The following is a 16696-nucleotide window of genomic DNA, read 5'->3' as shown; positions in this document are numbered from 1 at the left end:
AGATGGTCGCTGTCTTTTATTTGTGTTACAATAAAAATGTTACTAGGGGTGTCTTGAAAAAAAGACTGAGATGCGAATGGCAGACCCTTTGAACCTGTAAGTTCATGCTTGCGTAGGGAAGTTGACAAAAAATTCGAAAGGGCTGTTTTTTTGGCCTATTCTCTTTTTTTGAATACACTGTTACGCCATGCCTGATTTAGAGGAATGGCGTTTTTTTGTGTGTTGTCACAGCTAGTAATCATTCAAAAACGAGGAGGAAAAAAGATGTTTTCAAAAGAATTACATGAAGCAACCCAATCGATCTGGCAACAAAGTAAGGATCATCCTTTTATCCAAGAATTAGTAGCGGGCTCTTTACCAGAAGAAATCTTCCGTTATTACTTATTGCAAGATTGCTATTATCTCATTCAATTCGGCAAGGCTCATTTGTTGTTGGCGGAAAAAGCTGATGATCCGATATTTAAAGCACTCCAAATCCAAAATGCGCAAGGATTAGAAGAATCTGAAGTGAGTGTGCGTCATGATTTCTTTCAACAAATGGCCATTACGCCAGAAGAATACGCCGCAACCCCGATTGCGCCAACCGCCTATCATTATACGAGTCATATTTACCGCTTAATCCAAACGGAAAATCCGGCCATTATTTTAGCAGCATTACTACCATGTTATTGGTTATATCAAGAAATTGGGGAGCATTTTGCGACTGTTGGTTCGCCTCACCCAATCTATCAAACGTGGATTGAGACCTATCATAGTCCTGAGTTTAAGCAAATGACGCAAACGCAAATTGATTGGCTCGATTTTTTTGCTGAACGAGCCAGCGCTGAAGAAAAAAAGGCCATGAAAGAAGCCTTCATTATCAGTAGTTATTTAGAACTACAGTTTTGGGAAATGGCTTATCAAAAAGAAAGTTGGGGGATGTCACGATGAATGTCACGTTAATCGAACAGGTCAGACAAATCAATCCATTGGTCCATACAATCACAAATTTAGTCGTAGCCAACGATAGCGCTAACGGATTACTAGCGATTGGCGCTTCGCCGTTTATGTCAAATACCGTCCGCGAAGTCGCAGAAATCCAAACATTTAACCACGCGCTCGTCTTGAATATGGGAACCATTAATGACGAACAATTAGAAGCCATGCTGCTGGCAGGCAAAGCGGCTAACCAAAACAATAAACCCGTAGTGATCGACCCAGTTGGTGCGGGTGCGACTCAATATCGTAAACAAGTTATCCAGGAATTACTTGAAGAAATCAAGCCGACACTCATTCGAGGAAATGCAGGGGAGCTCGCCAGTTTAGCAAATGTCGCGTGGCAAGCTAAAGGAGTAGATGCAGGCGTGGGAAGTGCCGATGTCCAGTCCATCGCCGAAATCGTTGCACGTAAGTACGAATGTCTCGTGTTTATTAGTGGAGAAACCGATATTATGACCAATGGAAGCAAAACCTATTTGAATCACCATGGGACCCCGCATTTTACCAGTATGACCGGGAGTGGTTGCTTATTATCTTGTGTGTGTGGCGCATACTTAGGTGTCTTAGATGATCCTTCCGCCGATGAATTACTGGATGCCATTATCGTCGCAGGAACACTTTATAGTCTAGCGGGACGACTTGCCGCTAAAGACTTTAATGACCGACAAATCGGCACGTTTCGCAAGAACTTACTCGATCAACTTTCGGTAATCGATGCGCAGACACTTAGAGCATTTAATAGAGAATGGAGTGAGCATCATGAATAACTACCCGCAAGCCCTGACCATCGCTGGTTCGGATAGTGGCGGTGGCGCCGGCATTCAAGCAGACTTAAAAACGTTTCAAGAACGGCGCGTTTTTGGGACATCGGTCATCACCGCGATTACGGCGCAAAATACACGTGGCGTCCATGACATTTTGAATGTCCCTCTCGCGACGATTCATAGTCAACTCGAAGCCGTGGCAGATGATTTTCAGATCCGCGCCGTTAAGACCGGCATGTTAGCCAATGCCGAGGTCATGGAGCATGTGGTTGCTCATTTACAGCGCGCTCATTTTGGGCCATTAGTGGTGGATCCGGTGATGATCGCTAAAGGTGGCGCGTCTTTATTAGCAAGTTCTGCGATGGATGCTTTAAAGACGCAATTAATTCCGTTAGCAACGGTCATCACACCCAACTTGCCAGAAGCGCAATGGATTGTTGGATCCCCTCTTACGACGAAGGCAGAAATTGAAGAAGCCGCTAAAAAAATCCAACAATTAGGCGCAAAAAATGTCATTATTAAAGGTGGCCACCGCTTAGACGTTAGCGATGCGACTGATTTTTTACGCTTGGAAAACGGCGACAGTGAATGGTTAAGCAAACCACGTGTGGCGACAAATCGCACCCACGGAACCGGTTGTACCTATTCCGCCGTCATTACTGCTGAACTTGCCAAAGGAAAGAGCGTTTCAGAGGCTGTTCATCTAGCAAAAGATTTTATTCATCAGGCAATTAGCACCCCAATTGACGTCGGTCATGGTCACGGGCCTGTCAACCACTGGGCTTATCGAGAGGAGGCATAACATGAACGCGTTTCAAGCAAACAAACTCGCCCTCTATTTTATCGCCGGCACACAAGATCTCGCGCCGAATCAAACCCTTCCGGAGTTACTGGAAAAAGCGATTCGTGGAGGCATTACCGCCTTTCAATACCGAGAAAAAGGACCAAACAGTCTAAAAGATGCGCATGCCCTCGAAGAAATGGCACGGACACTTCAAGTGATTTGTCGCAAGCATCAAGTGCTTTTTTTCATTAACGATGATTTAGAGTTAGCTTTAACCATTCAGGCAGATGGCGTCCATGTGGGACAAACCGATCAGCCCATTCAAGAAGTGATTGCGCGCAGTGCAGGTCAGTTGATGATTGGTCTATCCTGTCATCAGTTGGCCGAAGTTCAAGCTGCTAATGACATCCCAGAAGTGGACTACGTTGGCATCGGTCCCGTTTTTAAGACCTCTTCTAAAAGCGATGCCGAACCACCACTTGGGATTGAGGCACTTCATGTATTAGCCGCAGTGAGCACAAAGCCTGTAGTGGCAATCGGTGGGTTGACTCCACTAAATATTTCAGACTTTGATTTCAATACAATCACCGGCATCGCCCTGATTTCGGCGCTTACGCAATCCGATGACATAGCCCAAACACTAAATTTATGCCATCAAGCGATGCATTTAGTGGATTGTCAAACACCTAGTGAATAAACGTGTCACAGATTACGATAACTAATTATTATTTTTGTACTCAGAACCTTTTTTCATCTTCCCTCTCTCACGTCTCACTTTTTTGAGAGAGGGATTTTTGATTGCTTTATAGGATTCAGTAGGACTCGTCACCCCCTTCAATATCAGACCAAACAAAGTTACGATCGAATAGCGATATTTGCGTTAATGGCTGAATTAGTATAGGATGAGTGAAAGCGTAAGCGGTAGAACGGCTACGAAAAAGCCTTCTACTAGCAATTACAGAACTCATTCATTTCAACAAACCCACGTTGTAAAATCCATTGATTATTTCTGCTCCTCACCTCGCAAAGAGGGAACTTCTTCGTTTTACTCGATTATCTACGACTCATCTTTTTATGATTTTCTTACACGTACGACCGTCTCATTGTCAATTAACCCATTAGGTAAACACATTCAATGAACTGTTTCAAAAAGAAGAGGAGAAACATCATGATACTTTCAGAACTCATTTCACCCTGTCTCGTAAAAAATGACTGGACACAGATTCAACACACACCCATCCGACACATCACGCAATATATTGAAGAAGTGACAACCGATTCATTATTTGTTTGTATTAATAATACAAAATATGATGGACACGATTTTATTAGTGAGGCCTTGGCACAAGGTGCACGGGCGATTATTGTCGATCATCTCCCACAAAATGGCGTACTCGGACCGTTTATTGTCGTCTCTGATACGAACAAAGCCTTAGCACAAGTTGCTGCCAAATTTTACGACTACCCAAGTCGCGACATGGTTTTTTTAGGCGTCACGGGAACAAATGGCAAGACGACCACTACCTTTTTAATTCATGAAATCCTCCGTCGATCAGACCTTGCTTGCGGCTTAATTGGAACCATGTACAATCAGATTGGCGATCAAAGAATTGCGACACCCAACACTACCCCGCATACCGTACAATTGCAAAAACTGATTGCGCAGATGGCACAGGAAAACATGACGCATTGTGTCATGGAAGTCTCTTCTCATGGCTTAAAACAAGAGCGCGTTTTAGGAATTGACTTTAACGTGGCGGTCTTTACGAATCTAACCCAAGACCATTTAGATTTTCATGACTCCATGACCGACTATTTTGAAGCGAAAAGCTCGTTATTCAGTCGACTCGGTAACGGTTTTTCTGACAAAGTGAAAGCAGCCGTTATCAATCTTGATGATCCAGCTGCCGAAGCTATCATCGCGTTAACCCCTAGTAATATTTTGACTTATGGTTGTAAAGGCCAAGGCGATATCCAAGCGAGTCAGATTGTGATTGCGACATCGGGCACTCAATTTACGTTATCTTTGTTTGATCAAAAATGGGCCGTTTCAACGAAAATGATTGGGCTTTTCAACGTTTATAACTGTTTAGCGGCTTTTGGCGCAGGGGTTGCTATCGGACTGAATCCGACGCAAGTCATTGCAATCATCGAAGGCATTGCTGGCGTGAGAGGCCGCTTCGAATCGGTTCCTAACACAAAAGGCATCACGGCAATTGTTGATTACGCCCACACTCCGGATGCTTTAATTAATGTCTTAAAAACAGCGAAGTCGTTAACCAAAGGAAAGATTTATTGTGTTGCGGGTTGTGGTGGTAATCGTGACCGCGATAAGCGACCCAAAATGGCTGAAGCAGTCCTGAAGTATGCCGATCATGGAATCTTTACGAGTGACGATCCGCGCACAGAAGACCCGCATCAAATTATCACCGACATGATTGAACACCTCTCGCAAAACCATTACGAGATTGAGCTCGATCGTAAAAAAGCAATTGAAAAAGCCTTGCGGATGGCCAGTCATGGCGATACCGTACTCATCGCTGGGAAGGGCCACGAAACCGAACAAATGATTGGCACAACAGCCTTTCATTTTGATGATCGCGAAGTCGTCAATCAGTATTTTAGTCGATTGACTTTATAACAACGACCATTCATTGACGAATACTCAAAAAACCGCACACCCATTTTAACGGTGTGCGGTTTTGTCCTGTTTCCATTAAGCACAAACGGCTGTTTTAATTACAAACGTTCGGCATTGACATTAATTTTAAAACGAAACGCATGATCTTCTTCTGCGCTGATTTCATAGGCTTTTTCGATTCCGCTTGACCAACTATCGATGCCTCCGACTCCTCTGACCGCACCAAAAATAGTTAACACTGTACGGCGAGCAATCGGTAATTCATCTTGATGTAAGGCATTTTCAAGTTCAAAAGGCGTATACGGCAAGCAACTAAAGGCGAAGTTCTCATCGACTTTTTCAAATGAAAGACTAAAATCATCTATCTGACGATTATTTGGATTTAACGTGGTATTACGGGTAATGCGTAACGACTGTGTATCCATGTGCATCCCACACTCTTGCGGTACTAAGTAAGGTGTCACCGGTAACCCTTCAATTGTATATTCTCCAGGAACGCCGCCTTTATAGCGGTCTGGATAGGTTTCGCCCGATAACCCAACGTACGTAAATGATTTGGCTGGGGTTGGCATGATAAAGCGTAGTCCAAAGGCTGGTAATCCAGGAAGTCCCTCTTTGCCTTTATACGTCGTCGAAATCGTAATATCACCCGTTTCGTCCACCGAATAACTCACATAAACAAGCGTAGAAGGAATCGTATTCGTTTGGAACGTATACGTGATTTCAACGGTGTTTGCCATTTCAAGATGACTGTATTGATTGTTCGTTGGTGCATCTGGAAAGGCGATAACTTCGTGATTAACTTTGATTGTTTTATCAATACATTTAGGGAATATATCGGCTCCTAACCAAACCGCCGAGTCCGTTGAAAATTGATAACCGCGATCATTGTCCGTTGTCGCCCGCCAAAAGGCAACTTTGGGCTCACGGTATAACCATTCCCGGCCATTTACGAAGAGGGACTCTAGCCCATTTTTTTGGTAACTAAAGATATAATGAAAATGATCTCCTTTTACGCCGAGATTCACATCCCCAAAGATTAATTGAAGTTTTTTAGTTGTATTTTCCATAAAAATAACTCACCTCCTGCATTGCTGGTTTTTCTGTTCGATCGGCAAAGACAATCCCATTGCCCGAAAATTCATAATCAGATGGTTTATCATCAAAATCCCCACCGTAACGCAACACGTTTCGTTTCGTGTATTCATCGTAAACGTATATCGCTTGGTCAATAAAGTCCCAAATATAGCCACCATGATAGTTCGGAAACTCATCTAACAAGGCCATATAAGAATCTAAGCCCCCCATAGAGTTCCCCATATCATGCATGTATTCACACAAGAGATATGGTTTTTTCGGATTATTCCCTAAGTAAGCTCTGACTTCATCCGGTGATGCGTACATCCGACTTTCAACATCTGAGACCGTGTCTTCATACTGCTCTCTTTCCACATAAACGCCTTCGTAATGCACGAGACGATCTGGGTCTTTGGCTTTAAAGTAGGCATTCATTTTTTCTAACACATCGCCCACGTAGGATTCATTTCCTAATGACCAGAATAAAATCGATACATGATTTTTGAACGTTTCGTAAACATTTACCGCTCGAGCTAACGTATTTTTTTCCCAATACGCATCGCTTCCAGGCACATTATAAGAAGGCTCAAACGCCCCCATTTTTTGCCAGGTTCCATGCGTTTCTAAGTTGGCTTCCGCCATTAAATAAATCCCTGCCTCATCACATAATCGATACCAAGGCATTTGATTTGGATAATGCGATGTCCGGACAGAATTAATATTGTTTTTCTGACAAATCGCAATGTCTTGTTGCATGTCTTCAAGTGTTACAGAGCGTCCGCGAGACGGATTCCACTCATGACGATTAACCCCATTAATGATTAAACGTTGATTATTTAAATAAATCATGCCGTCTTTAATTTCGATTTTTCGAAAGCCAAATGCTTGCGGAATCCATTCAATCAATTGCTGATGATGATCATAGACTTCTAACGTCGCCTCATATAAATTTGGCTGGTGATTATCCCACAACTGCGGTTTTTCAAGCGTCACGCCTGTAAAGAGCATTTCTTGGGCAACCGGACTTTCTTGTTCACACAGAACATGCCCAGCCGCGTCACGAATGACTAGTTTAACGATTGCATCTTCGAGCACATTTTGACAAGTTAAGCGAAGCGTCACATCGCCTGTTGTGAAATCATCTGATAGCTTCGCGTGTAGCGCTAAATCTTCAATATGAACACGTGGTTTAGCGAGCAACGTCACATCGCGGAAAATACCAGAAAAGCGGAAGAAATCTTGATCTTCTAAGTACGAAGCCGAACTTCTTTTAAACACTTGAACACTTAAACGATTCGTGCCCGTCACTAAGTATGTTGTGATGTCAAATTCTGTTGGCGTAAACGAATCTTCGGAATAGCCAATCAAATGACCATTTAACCAAACATACATCGCCGTTTCGACCCCGTCAAAGCGAATGGTGAACGTCTCACCGTTTTCTAGTAAGGTATCATTTACAACAAAGTCTTTGATGTAAGAGCCCACCGTGTTGTCTTCACCTGTACTAAAATGACTCTGCTCTTCCTTCGAATCAGAAAAATTCGGTCGACGGAAAATCTTGCCATCCCAAGGATACATCGTGTTAATATAATGAATATTGCCGTACCCACTCAGTTCAATATGCGCAGGCACTTCAATCTCACCAAACGATTCACAATCGTAATCCGCAGCATAAAAACCTTGCGGGCGCTCTTGCGGGACATCAGAAAAATGAAAACGCCATGTCCCATTCAAACTTTGTTCAAAAGAAGAACCTTGCGTTATTTCTTCTGGCGATAAATACCACTTGTGGTCGCTATGAGCTGCGACCGTTCCTTTTTCATACACGCGTGGATCATCGAGCCACGCTAATCTTTTTTCCATGATTATTTATTCCTCCGCTTCACTATTATTTAATCGAACCAACCATTCCTTGGACAAATTGTTTTTGTAATAAGAAGAAAATTAATGCTGTCGGTAGTGTCGCAATGACAATCCCACACATCATCATCCCGTAATCAGGCGTGTAAGATGCCCCCATCGCGGATAATACAAGTGGTACTGTTCGTTTGTCTGGTGATTGTAACGCCACTAACGGCCATAAATAGTTGTTCCAGCTACTCATAAAGGTAATAATCGCAGCCGCTGCATACGTATTTTTCGCAGAAGGCATATAGACTCTGAAGAAAATATCGAGTTCATTTAAGCCATCTATTCTTGCCGCTTCAATCAATTCTTTTGGGAAAGATTTAATATTTTGGCGGAAGAAGAACATCAAGAATGCCGTACACACCGTTGGTAAAATCACGACGGCAAAACTATTGATTCCTAAGAACGTGCCATTTAATTGACTGAACATTCGATAAAGTGGAATCATTAACGCTGCAAAAGGAACCATCATCGACAAGAGTAAAATATTAAAAATGCGATCTTTCACTTGTGTCCGATAGATTTCAAAACCATAACCGGCCATTGAAGAAAAAATTAACGCCAAGACAGTTGTAATGACAGCTATCATTGCTGAATTAAAAAGCGCTCTAGTAAAGTTCAAATCGGATTGGAATAAATTCGTAAAGTTGATGACGAATTGATCCCCAATTTGAATTTTCCCAGCCGTAATATCGACTGCCTTATTCGTCATCCCTAAAACCATCCAGACGAATGGGAAAATTGAAACAAAGGCCATGATTGATAAAATAACATATTTTAAGATAATTGAGAACTTTCTCATGCGTCCTTACCTCCTAATTTCAATTGTAGGAATGATAAAATGACAATACAAATCACAATTACAAAGGAAATCGCCGCCGCGTAACCAAAGTCTGGCGTGAATTTATAACTGACATTGTAGATGTATTGTGAAAGTGTCGTCGTCGAGTTTGCTGGACCACCATTGGTAATATTTTGGACTTCATCAAACAATTGTAACGTCCCAATAGTAGAAGTAATTGTTGTAAATAAAATAATCGGTTTTAAATTTGGAATCGTAATTTTGAAAAATTGAGCTGTTTTTGATGCGCCGTCAATATCCGCAGCTTCATACATACTTGGATCAATATTTTGCATACCTGAAATGAAGAAAATCATATTATAACCAACCCAACGCCACGTAATCGCGATAATGATTAAAGCTTTTGCCCAAAAGGGATCCGTTAGCCACTGAATCGGTTGATCAATTAGCGATAAACTTTGTAAGACATTATTAACCAAACCACTCGTTGAAAACAAACTCTTCATAATCAATGAATAAGAGACTAATGACGTAATACATGGTAAGAACATTGCCGTTCTAAAAAAACCTTTAAATTTTAATGATTTATCATTTAAAATATTGGAAATAACGAGTGCTAAAAAAATCATAATCGGTACTTGAATAATCAAGTACGTAAACGTATTTATAAATGCTTTCTTAAAGGTTGAGTCCGTAAGCATTCTACGATAGTTTCCGATTCCATTAAAATGCATATCCAGCGGCGTCCCCGTTTGGAATGACGTAATTAATGCTGAAACCATTGGTAAAAATACTAAAGCCGTGATTAAAATAATCGGTAAAATAATGAAACCATTGCCGTTGCCTAATAATCGATTTTTCTTTTGATTAATCATATTGTATCCCCTCCTAAGAAAAAGAAACTCGCGAAGAATCACGAGTCTCTTTGGCTGTTTAATTTCCTAATTGCGACTCTACTTGTTTTTGAGCTGAATCTAATACCGTATCCATATCAGCACCATTAATAATTTCTTGGAAACTCTCTGTTAAAATCGATTCAATTGCGTACGTATCTTGCCCGTAGTTTACTGAAGGAATTTCTTCTGACCAGATAGAAAAATCTTCAAATACTTTTTGTCCGCCGTAAAATTCGCTACCTTGTTGATATTGTTCTGTTTCTTGAGCCGCTACCATTGTTGATACTAAACCAATTTCTTCTGCTAATGTACCCATTAGTTCTTTGTTTGTTGCAAACGTTATGCTTAAGAAATCTTTCGCTGTTTCTTCACCAGCAACGTCTTTAATCAAGTACCAACCTGCGCCTCCAAGACTTGATGCATTTACTGAATTCGCATCGTTTGCGATACTTGGAATTGGAGCAATGCGCCATTTACCAGATTGATCTTCAGCACCTTTAATCGTACTTGAATACCATGATCCTGTTGGGGCAGTTGCTACTGTACCAGATTGAACAGCTTGTACGCCGCCATCCCAATCTGAAACGAGTTCAACGAGTTGCTCATTGATTAACGTTGCTAAAATATTTAAACCATATTTTAAGGCTTCATTGTTATTGATTGTGACTGTTTTACCATCTTGATCGGTATACCATTTACCAGCTGATTGCATCATCACACGAGCTGCTCCTAAATCACTTGGATCAAGGTGCATAATTGGTCGTCCAGTTTTTTCTTTCACATCACGGGCAATCTCAACAAATTGATCCCAGTTAATGTTCTCTAAATCCGCTTCTGTATAGCCCGCTTCCTCTAAATAATCAGAGCGGTAAAATAATCCCGTTACGCCACTATCAAAAGGTACTCCATAAATTTTATCGTCGACTTTATTGACTGCAAACTTATAACTAGAAAAATCATCTTCGCTAACGATGTCCGTTAAATCCCCAAATGCATCAGGATAAGAAGTTAAGTAACCTTGAATGCGATAATCTTCAATCAGGACAATGTTCGGTAATCCATCCGTACTACCTGAAGCTAAACTCGTATTTAATTTTTGGACAATATCATCTTGTGACATGGTCACTACTTCAACGGTCGTATCAGGATTGTCTTTCGCATAAATCGCTTTTGCTTCGTTAGCCGCACGAATATTAAATGTTTCATCCCATGCCCAAATCGTGACTTTGTCTTGCTCTTGCGCTGTTGAATCACTGCTACCCCCACTACTACAGCCAGCTAACGTAATCAGTGACGCTGCTACCAAAAGACCTGCAAATATTTTCTTCATTGTTAATCCCTCTTTCCTTATTTGTTAAACCAAGCATACTTCTTTTTGAAAACGGATACAATACTTCGCAAGCGCTTACCAATATATTTACAAAAATCAAAAAATAATACCAACTGGCTATTTTGTATTCAAGAAATTCAGTGCTATAATGACGATATTCATTGTGACAGATAGGGAGGATAAGATGGAACGCTATACAACTATCATCATTGTAGATGACGAATTAAGTATTCGCCAAGGGATTAAAACAATCATGAATTGGGAGTCAGAAGGATTCCAAGTCATCGCCGAAGCCGAAAACGGCGCCGATGCCTTAATGAAAATTAAACAGCAGAAGCCAGATATTGTCTTAACAGATATTAAGATGCCGGTGATGGACGGTATTACCTTACTGCATCAAATGAAAGAAATCGCCCCTGAGACAGCCTGTTTAGTCTTAAGTAGTTTCGATGATTTTCCGACTGTCTCTAATTCCTTTAAAAATGGTGCCGTCGATTATATTTTAAAACCAACCCTGACGAAATCAATTCTCTTAAAACATTTAAATGACATCAAACAGCAACAAACTCAAGTTCAAACAAACGCGCCAGTCGAGACCATCGAAACGGACTTAGCGCGTTATTTAGCGAGCTTTTCCAAAAATCCAAGTACCAATCTAGAGGAATACTTTCATGAAGGACCTTGTTTTTTGATGCAGACAACGCGAAGTTTCTTACCAGATCACCGAACCTTTCATGCGTTTGTTGCCAAGGGTGAAGCGATCGCAGAAATTGAATCTTTGATTGCGTACGCTATTGACGAACAACAATTTGGTGTTGTGATCCGGTTGACAAACGCGCTCGCGCGAGAGACTGTCATTAAACAATTCGCGCAACACACTCCTGCTCTGACGATGATTGCGAGCCAATTTATCACAGATACGACGGCCTTGCAGCAAGCCTATCAAACCATTACCAAGGAAATCGATGCCCAATTGTTCTTTTGTTCTAAACAGCAAATTTTGAAAGCAGAAGATTTTGTGGCGATTAACGACTTAAAATCATTAAATGCAACGTTGTTTTTAAAGGAACTCGTTGATCACAATTACTTGGAAAGCCTGACACGTATTGATGCCTACTTCGCTCGCCTCATCACGTCACACGTAGAACCCATTTCGATGAAACAAGAAGCAAATAATATTTTTTATACGCTCCTTTCATCGATTGAAACACACTATGATCCGCGTGATTTCCGGACGATTAAATATGAATTTTTACAAAAAATCAATAGTTGTGTTTTCGCTGAAGACTTCCAAACCTACCTAAGTGAAACACTGGATAAAATAAAACAACTCATTGCAGCAACGGCTCATTCAGAAGATCCTGTTTTAATGAACATTAAAGAATACATTGATACCCACTATCATGAAGCCTTATCGTTAGCCGACCTAGCGGAAAAATTTCATTTTAATTATCATTATTTATCGGTCGTTCTCTCTTCCTTTTTGAACATGAGTTTCTCAGAGTACTTAAATAAAATTCGGATGAACGCGGCCAAAGAACTCTTACTGCAACAACATTTACCGTTATCGGAAATTAGTAAAGCGGTCGGTTATTCGGATTTAAGTTATTTTTCTAAAATCTTTAAAAAGGAATTTAAGATTAGTCCATCGAAATACAGAAGAGAGATGAACTTATGACGCATTTAAGGAAGCTCTTAGCACAAAAAGAAATCTTTATTCGTTTATTTTTACTCTCTTCAACATGTACTATGATTGTTTGTACCTTAATCATTGGCGTTATCGTCGCCCGAGCGCAAAACACGTATACAAAATCTTATATTCAGTCCAACGATATCGTCTTACAAGCCATTGAAAAAGACTATACGAATCTCTTACAAAATATTAACCAAGTGTTTGAATACTTGGACAATCAACCGATCATCGAACAGTTTTTAACCGAAGACGAAATGACTGCCGCATCGATTATCGATTTAAACCGTGAATTAAGTGATATGGCATCGCTGTTTCAAAATATCCCTTCCAGTCTTGTTTTAATTGGAACAAATGGCCGGACGTTCTATCAAGACAATTACGTCAGTAAATACCCAGCCAGCGAGTTGTTAGCATCAGACTTAATGGCCTCATTTAATGAAACGGCGGCTTTAAATCAAGTCTTATTTTTAAATGGTTCGTTAATCTCTGAATCAAATGAAGAACCGAGCATTATTTATTCCAGAAAATTAACGGATGGAACGAACGTCTATGGGTATGCACTCTTTTTTATCAAAGAATCGCAATTTAGTGCGATTTATACCGAAAAACTCGATCGCTCACTCCATCAAACAACGATACTCAATCATGATGAGGTCATTGTCTCTTCTACCTTAAAAGAAACGATTGGCACGCACGCCACAAAAACAGACTTTCAAGGTGCTCAAACCATTAATTTAGGGAGTTATCCGTTTGTATTGTATGACACCATTAACGAATCGGTTTTAATTAAACGAATGAATATCATCCAATTAGCCTTAATTGTCTGGTTGTTAGGATTAGTCTTTTCCTTTATTTTTTCTTTCTTCTTATTCAAAAAAGTCACTTCGCCAATTTACATGTTGATTGACAAAATTTCGAATATTACAGAAGATAATTTCTCCAATCAAATCGAAATTGCTGGAACGTACGAAACGAAACAATTAGGAAACGCCTATAATTTAATGCTTGAGAATATCAATAGTTACATCGATAACCTCATCCGGATGGAAAAAGAAAATCACTTAATCAAAATCAAAAATTTACAAATGCAAATCCATCCACATTTTATTTATAATACGCTCACGGCCATCAAAGTGTTGATTTGGCAAAATCAAAATGCCAAAGCGGAGGAAGCCATTCAATCGTTTATTCATTTAATGCAAAAAACGTTCGATAAACGAGAAGCCATTCCTCTTGGAGAAGAACTCAAAATCAGTCAGGACTACGTTAATTTATTACGAATCCGCTATGGCGAACGAATCCAGACGACGTTTTACTCCGACGACACGTATCATCATCTGTTACTACCAAAATTAATTATTCAACCGATCATCGAAAACTGCTATATTCATGCTTTCCCTCAAAATCAAAATGGAATTGTCTCGGTCTTTACGCGAGTCCACCAAGATATTTTGTATATTGAGATTATCGATAATGGCGTTGGTTTTAACCAAACTACGAAAAAGCACGAACATTTTTCTAGCATTGGCATTGAAAATATTGATTATCGACTTAAATTATTATACGGCGATGACTACGGCGCCTTCATCGAATCCCAAGTCAACCAAGGAACCGTCGTCACCATCAAAATCCCCGCGCAGCAAGCCGAACCGGCGAGTGATTTGTAGCGATTATAATGATTGGGATAGTAAAAAGGGTCTCAGAAATAGAGTGATTACACAAGTTAGACTTTTGGGGAGAGATTTTATATCTCTCCTTTTTTGTGTTGAAAATAGTTAGATAAATTATCGAGTCTTCGTAAAGCCATGGTTTTTCTTAAAAATTATCTCGATTTTTTGTATCCGCTTACTTGTATTATTTTTTTGTGGTGATATAATCAATATCAAGGTGATAGTCAGACTATCACTCCTAATAAATCACAATCAGGAGGCGGCTATCATCGACTTGACAGAAAAAAGAAAACTCGAAAATAAAGAACAAATGGATAAAAAGAAAGCTCTCGTTTTGGAAGCGGCATTAGAAGTATTTATCGAAAAAGGGATTGAAAATACTAAGATGACTGACATTGCACAACGAGCAGAAGTCGGCGTGGCATCGGTTTATCGCTATTTTCAAACGAAAACAGAAATTGTCATTGAAGTGGGTATTTTGTATTGGGAAAAAGAAATCAATCGTTTCTATGCCCCCTTTTCAGAAAGCGCTTATCTATCGCTGAATGGCATACAAAAAGTGAGTCGTCTACTGGATGTCTTTATCGAAATATATTTAAAAGATCCAGGTTTTTATAAATTTATTGAAGAATTCGATAATTTTGTCGTGAAAGAAAAAGTCCCGGCTGAACGTCTTGCCACGTATGAACAAAAGATTTTAGCTTTGATGCCAATTATGTTTGAAGCACTCGAGCAAGGAAAAGAAGATGGGTCAATCAAACCTTCGCTTCAAACCGCCGAATTTTATATGACGATTACGCAAACCTTCATTAGCTTGGCCCAAAAACTCATTTTACGAAATATCATTTTAGAAAGCGACCAGCATTATGATCGTAAAAACCAATTAGAGTTAATCAAAAAAATGGCGTTAAGTTATATCGATAATCAAACTTTTGGAGGGAATGAAGATGAATAAAAAATTTGCACCGTACATTATTGGCTTGCCGAACTTAGGCGTGGGATTGTTGTGGGCGATGAATATGACGTTGATTCCGATGTTAGTGGCGACCTTTAACGTCTCGAATTCAAAAGCCGCACTCTTAATTACCATGGGGTCGTTCACCGGTATTTTCGTACAATATTTATCGGGTTTACTCAGTGATCGCTCGAATTTTAAAATGGGCCGGCGTAAACCGTTTATGATTATGGGATCCGTGGCCACGACCATTGCGATGTGTGCGATGCCATTTGCGGGTAGCTACTGGACACTGTTTGTCGTGGCCTTCTTCTTTTATTTTAGTTTGAACTTTTATCAAGGACCTTATTATTCACTGATTCCGGAAACCGTTGATGATTCACAACTAGGTTTAGCCAATGGTTTTTCTAAAGTCGTCAGCGTACTAGGCGGTGCTTTTATCTTTGTGATTGGTCCCAGACTTTGGGCAAGCGAAAGCGTCTTAAACAAAAACCACGCCCTGCCGTTTTTTGTCAGCGCCTTGCTCGGGATTTTTACCGTCATTTTAACGATTGTATTCATTAAAGAAAAGAAAGTCCCAAAAGCAGATACAAAACAAAAAATCGCCTTTGATTTTTACAAATTCCCGTCAGCGATGAAATTATTCCTTGGTATCTTCTTTATTTATATGGGATACGGCGGCATTACGCCTTTCTTTGTTAAGTATTGTGTGCAGTATTTAAATTTAAGTGAAGGAACGGCGAGTTTTTCCCTTTTACTCTTAACCATCACAGGCGCCCTCTTTGCGTACCCGCTAGGTGTCTTATCCGATAAAATCGAACGCAAAAAGGTGCTCGTCTTTGGGACATTACTCTTTGTGGTTGCCTTGTTCTTTGGAATTTTTGTCAAAGAAACGATGGGTCTTTACCTCATGATGAGTGTCATCGGCATTGGTTTTATTGCCATTCAAGTGACTTCCTACTCGATTTTAGCGGAAGTCGTACCACCTGAAAGACTAGGAGAATTTATGGGCATTTTTAATTTCTTCGTCTCTTCTTCGCAATTTATTTCTGGCAATTTAATGGGCTTACTCCTTGACCGGGTCGGCTATCAAGTCTTCTTCCCATTATCGATTGTGTGGCTGACGATTGCGAGTGTCATCTTATACTTCAGTCGCATCGAAAAAATCGGGTTGCAAGCAACACCGGTCACAAAATAA

The 16696-nt window shown here is 40.3% G+C and carries 14 protein-coding genes and 1 riboswitch; of the genes, 9 read left to right on the top strand and 5 right to left on the bottom strand.

Going from position 1 to position 16696, the window contains the following annotated elements:
* Window positions 1-34: 34 nt before the first annotated feature.
* Window positions 35-136, top strand: a riboswitch (TPP riboswitch).
* Between the two features lie 128 nt (window positions 137-264).
* From tenA to RU93_RS07815, 5 genes are all read left to right on the top strand, one after another.
* Window positions 265-930, top strand: a complete 666-nt coding sequence (gene tenA, locus RU93_RS07835) for a thiaminase II (protein ID WP_084131293.1) — start codon at window positions 265-267, stop codon at window positions 928-930.
* The gene (gene thiM / locus RU93_RS07830; RefSeq protein WP_071875065.1) at window positions 927-1745 is read left to right on the top strand and encodes a hydroxyethylthiazole kinase; all 819 of its coding nucleotides are present in this window, start codon (window positions 927-929) and stop codon (window positions 1743-1745) included. Before tenA ends, thiM begins: the two co-directional genes overlap by 4 nt.
* Window positions 1738-2544 (top strand): bifunctional hydroxymethylpyrimidine kinase/phosphomethylpyrimidine kinase, encoded by an 807-nt coding sequence (gene thiD / locus RU93_RS07825; RefSeq protein ID WP_211272572.1) that lies wholly within the window; start codon window positions 1738-1740, stop codon window positions 2542-2544. Before thiM ends, thiD begins: the two co-directional genes overlap by 8 nt.
* Before the next feature lies 1 nt (window position 2545).
* Entirely contained in the window at window positions 2546-3223 is a 678-nt protein-coding gene (gene thiE, locus RU93_RS07820) for a thiamine phosphate synthase (RefSeq protein ID WP_071875063.1), read from the top strand.
* 471 nt (window positions 3224-3694) lie between these two features.
* The gene (locus RU93_RS07815) at window positions 3695-5167 is read left to right on the top strand and encodes a UDP-N-acetylmuramoyl-L-alanyl-D-glutamate--2,6-diaminopimelate ligase (RefSeq protein ID WP_071875062.1); all 1473 of its coding nucleotides are present in this window, start codon (window positions 3695-3697) and stop codon (window positions 5165-5167) included.
* A 98-nt stretch (window positions 5168-5265) separates the two neighbouring features.
* On the opposite strand, the gene RU93_RS07810 is transcribed toward RU93_RS07815, so the two are convergent.
* From RU93_RS07810 to RU93_RS07790, 5 genes are read right to left on the bottom strand one after another with little or no spacing between them, the layout of a single operon-like run.
* The gene (locus tag RU93_RS07810; protein ID WP_071875061.1) at window positions 5266-6237 is read right to left on the bottom strand and encodes a beta-galactosidase small subunit; all 972 of its coding nucleotides are present in this window, start codon (window positions 6235-6237) and stop codon (window positions 5266-5268) included.
* Complete coding sequence (locus RU93_RS07805) at window positions 6221-8107, bottom strand: glycoside hydrolase family 2 TIM barrel-domain containing protein (protein ID WP_071875060.1); 1887 nt, start codon at window positions 8105-8107, stop codon at window positions 6221-6223. Before RU93_RS07805 ends, RU93_RS07810 begins: the two co-directional genes overlap by 17 nt.
* A 25-nt stretch (window positions 8108-8132) precedes the next feature.
* Window positions 8133-8954, bottom strand: a complete 822-nt coding sequence (locus RU93_RS07800) for a carbohydrate ABC transporter permease (protein ID WP_071875059.1) — start codon at window positions 8952-8954, stop codon at window positions 8133-8135.
* Entirely contained in the window at window positions 8951-9829 is an 879-nt protein-coding gene (locus RU93_RS07795; protein ID WP_071875058.1) for a carbohydrate ABC transporter permease, read from the bottom strand. Before RU93_RS07795 ends, RU93_RS07800 begins: the two co-directional genes overlap by 4 nt.
* A 58-nt stretch (window positions 9830-9887) precedes the next feature.
* Window positions 9888-11180, bottom strand: a complete 1293-nt coding sequence (locus RU93_RS07790; protein WP_071875057.1) for an ABC transporter substrate-binding protein — start codon at window positions 11178-11180, stop codon at window positions 9888-9890.
* 184 nt (window positions 11181-11364) lie between these two features.
* Here RU93_RS07790 and RU93_RS07785 point away from each other — a divergent pair, with 184 nt between their 5' ends.
* The 4 genes from RU93_RS07785 (at window position 11365) to RU93_RS07770 (ending at window position 16696) form a co-directional block, all read left to right on the top strand.
* Complete coding sequence (locus RU93_RS07785) at window positions 11365-12858, top strand: response regulator (RefSeq protein ID WP_071875056.1); 1494 nt, start codon at window positions 11365-11367, stop codon at window positions 12856-12858.
* A complete protein-coding gene (locus tag RU93_RS07780; protein WP_071875055.1) occupies window positions 12855-14540 on the top strand; it encodes a sensor histidine kinase in 1686 nt (561 codons plus the stop codon). The genes RU93_RS07785 and RU93_RS07780 overlap by 4 nt, the downstream gene beginning before the upstream one ends.
* Window positions 14541-14817: 277 nt before the next feature.
* On the top strand, window positions 14818-15498 hold the full coding sequence (locus RU93_RS07775; protein WP_071875054.1) for a TetR/AcrR family transcriptional regulator: 681 nt from the start codon (window positions 14818-14820) through the stop codon (window positions 15496-15498).
* On the top strand, window positions 15491-16696 hold the full coding sequence (locus RU93_RS07770; RefSeq protein WP_071875053.1) for an MFS transporter: 1206 nt from the start codon (window positions 15491-15493) through the stop codon (window positions 16694-16696). The genes RU93_RS07775 and RU93_RS07770 overlap by 8 nt, the downstream gene beginning before the upstream one ends.

Origin of the sequence: Enterococcus aquimarinus, from assembly GCF_001885765.1 — a bacterium.
GTDB classification, from domain to species: Bacteria; Bacillota; Bacilli; order Lactobacillales; family Enterococcaceae; genus Enterococcus_I; species Enterococcus_I aquimarinus.
Note: the sequence above shows the minus strand (reverse complement) of the source record. Positions and strands in the feature narration are given on the sequence as shown.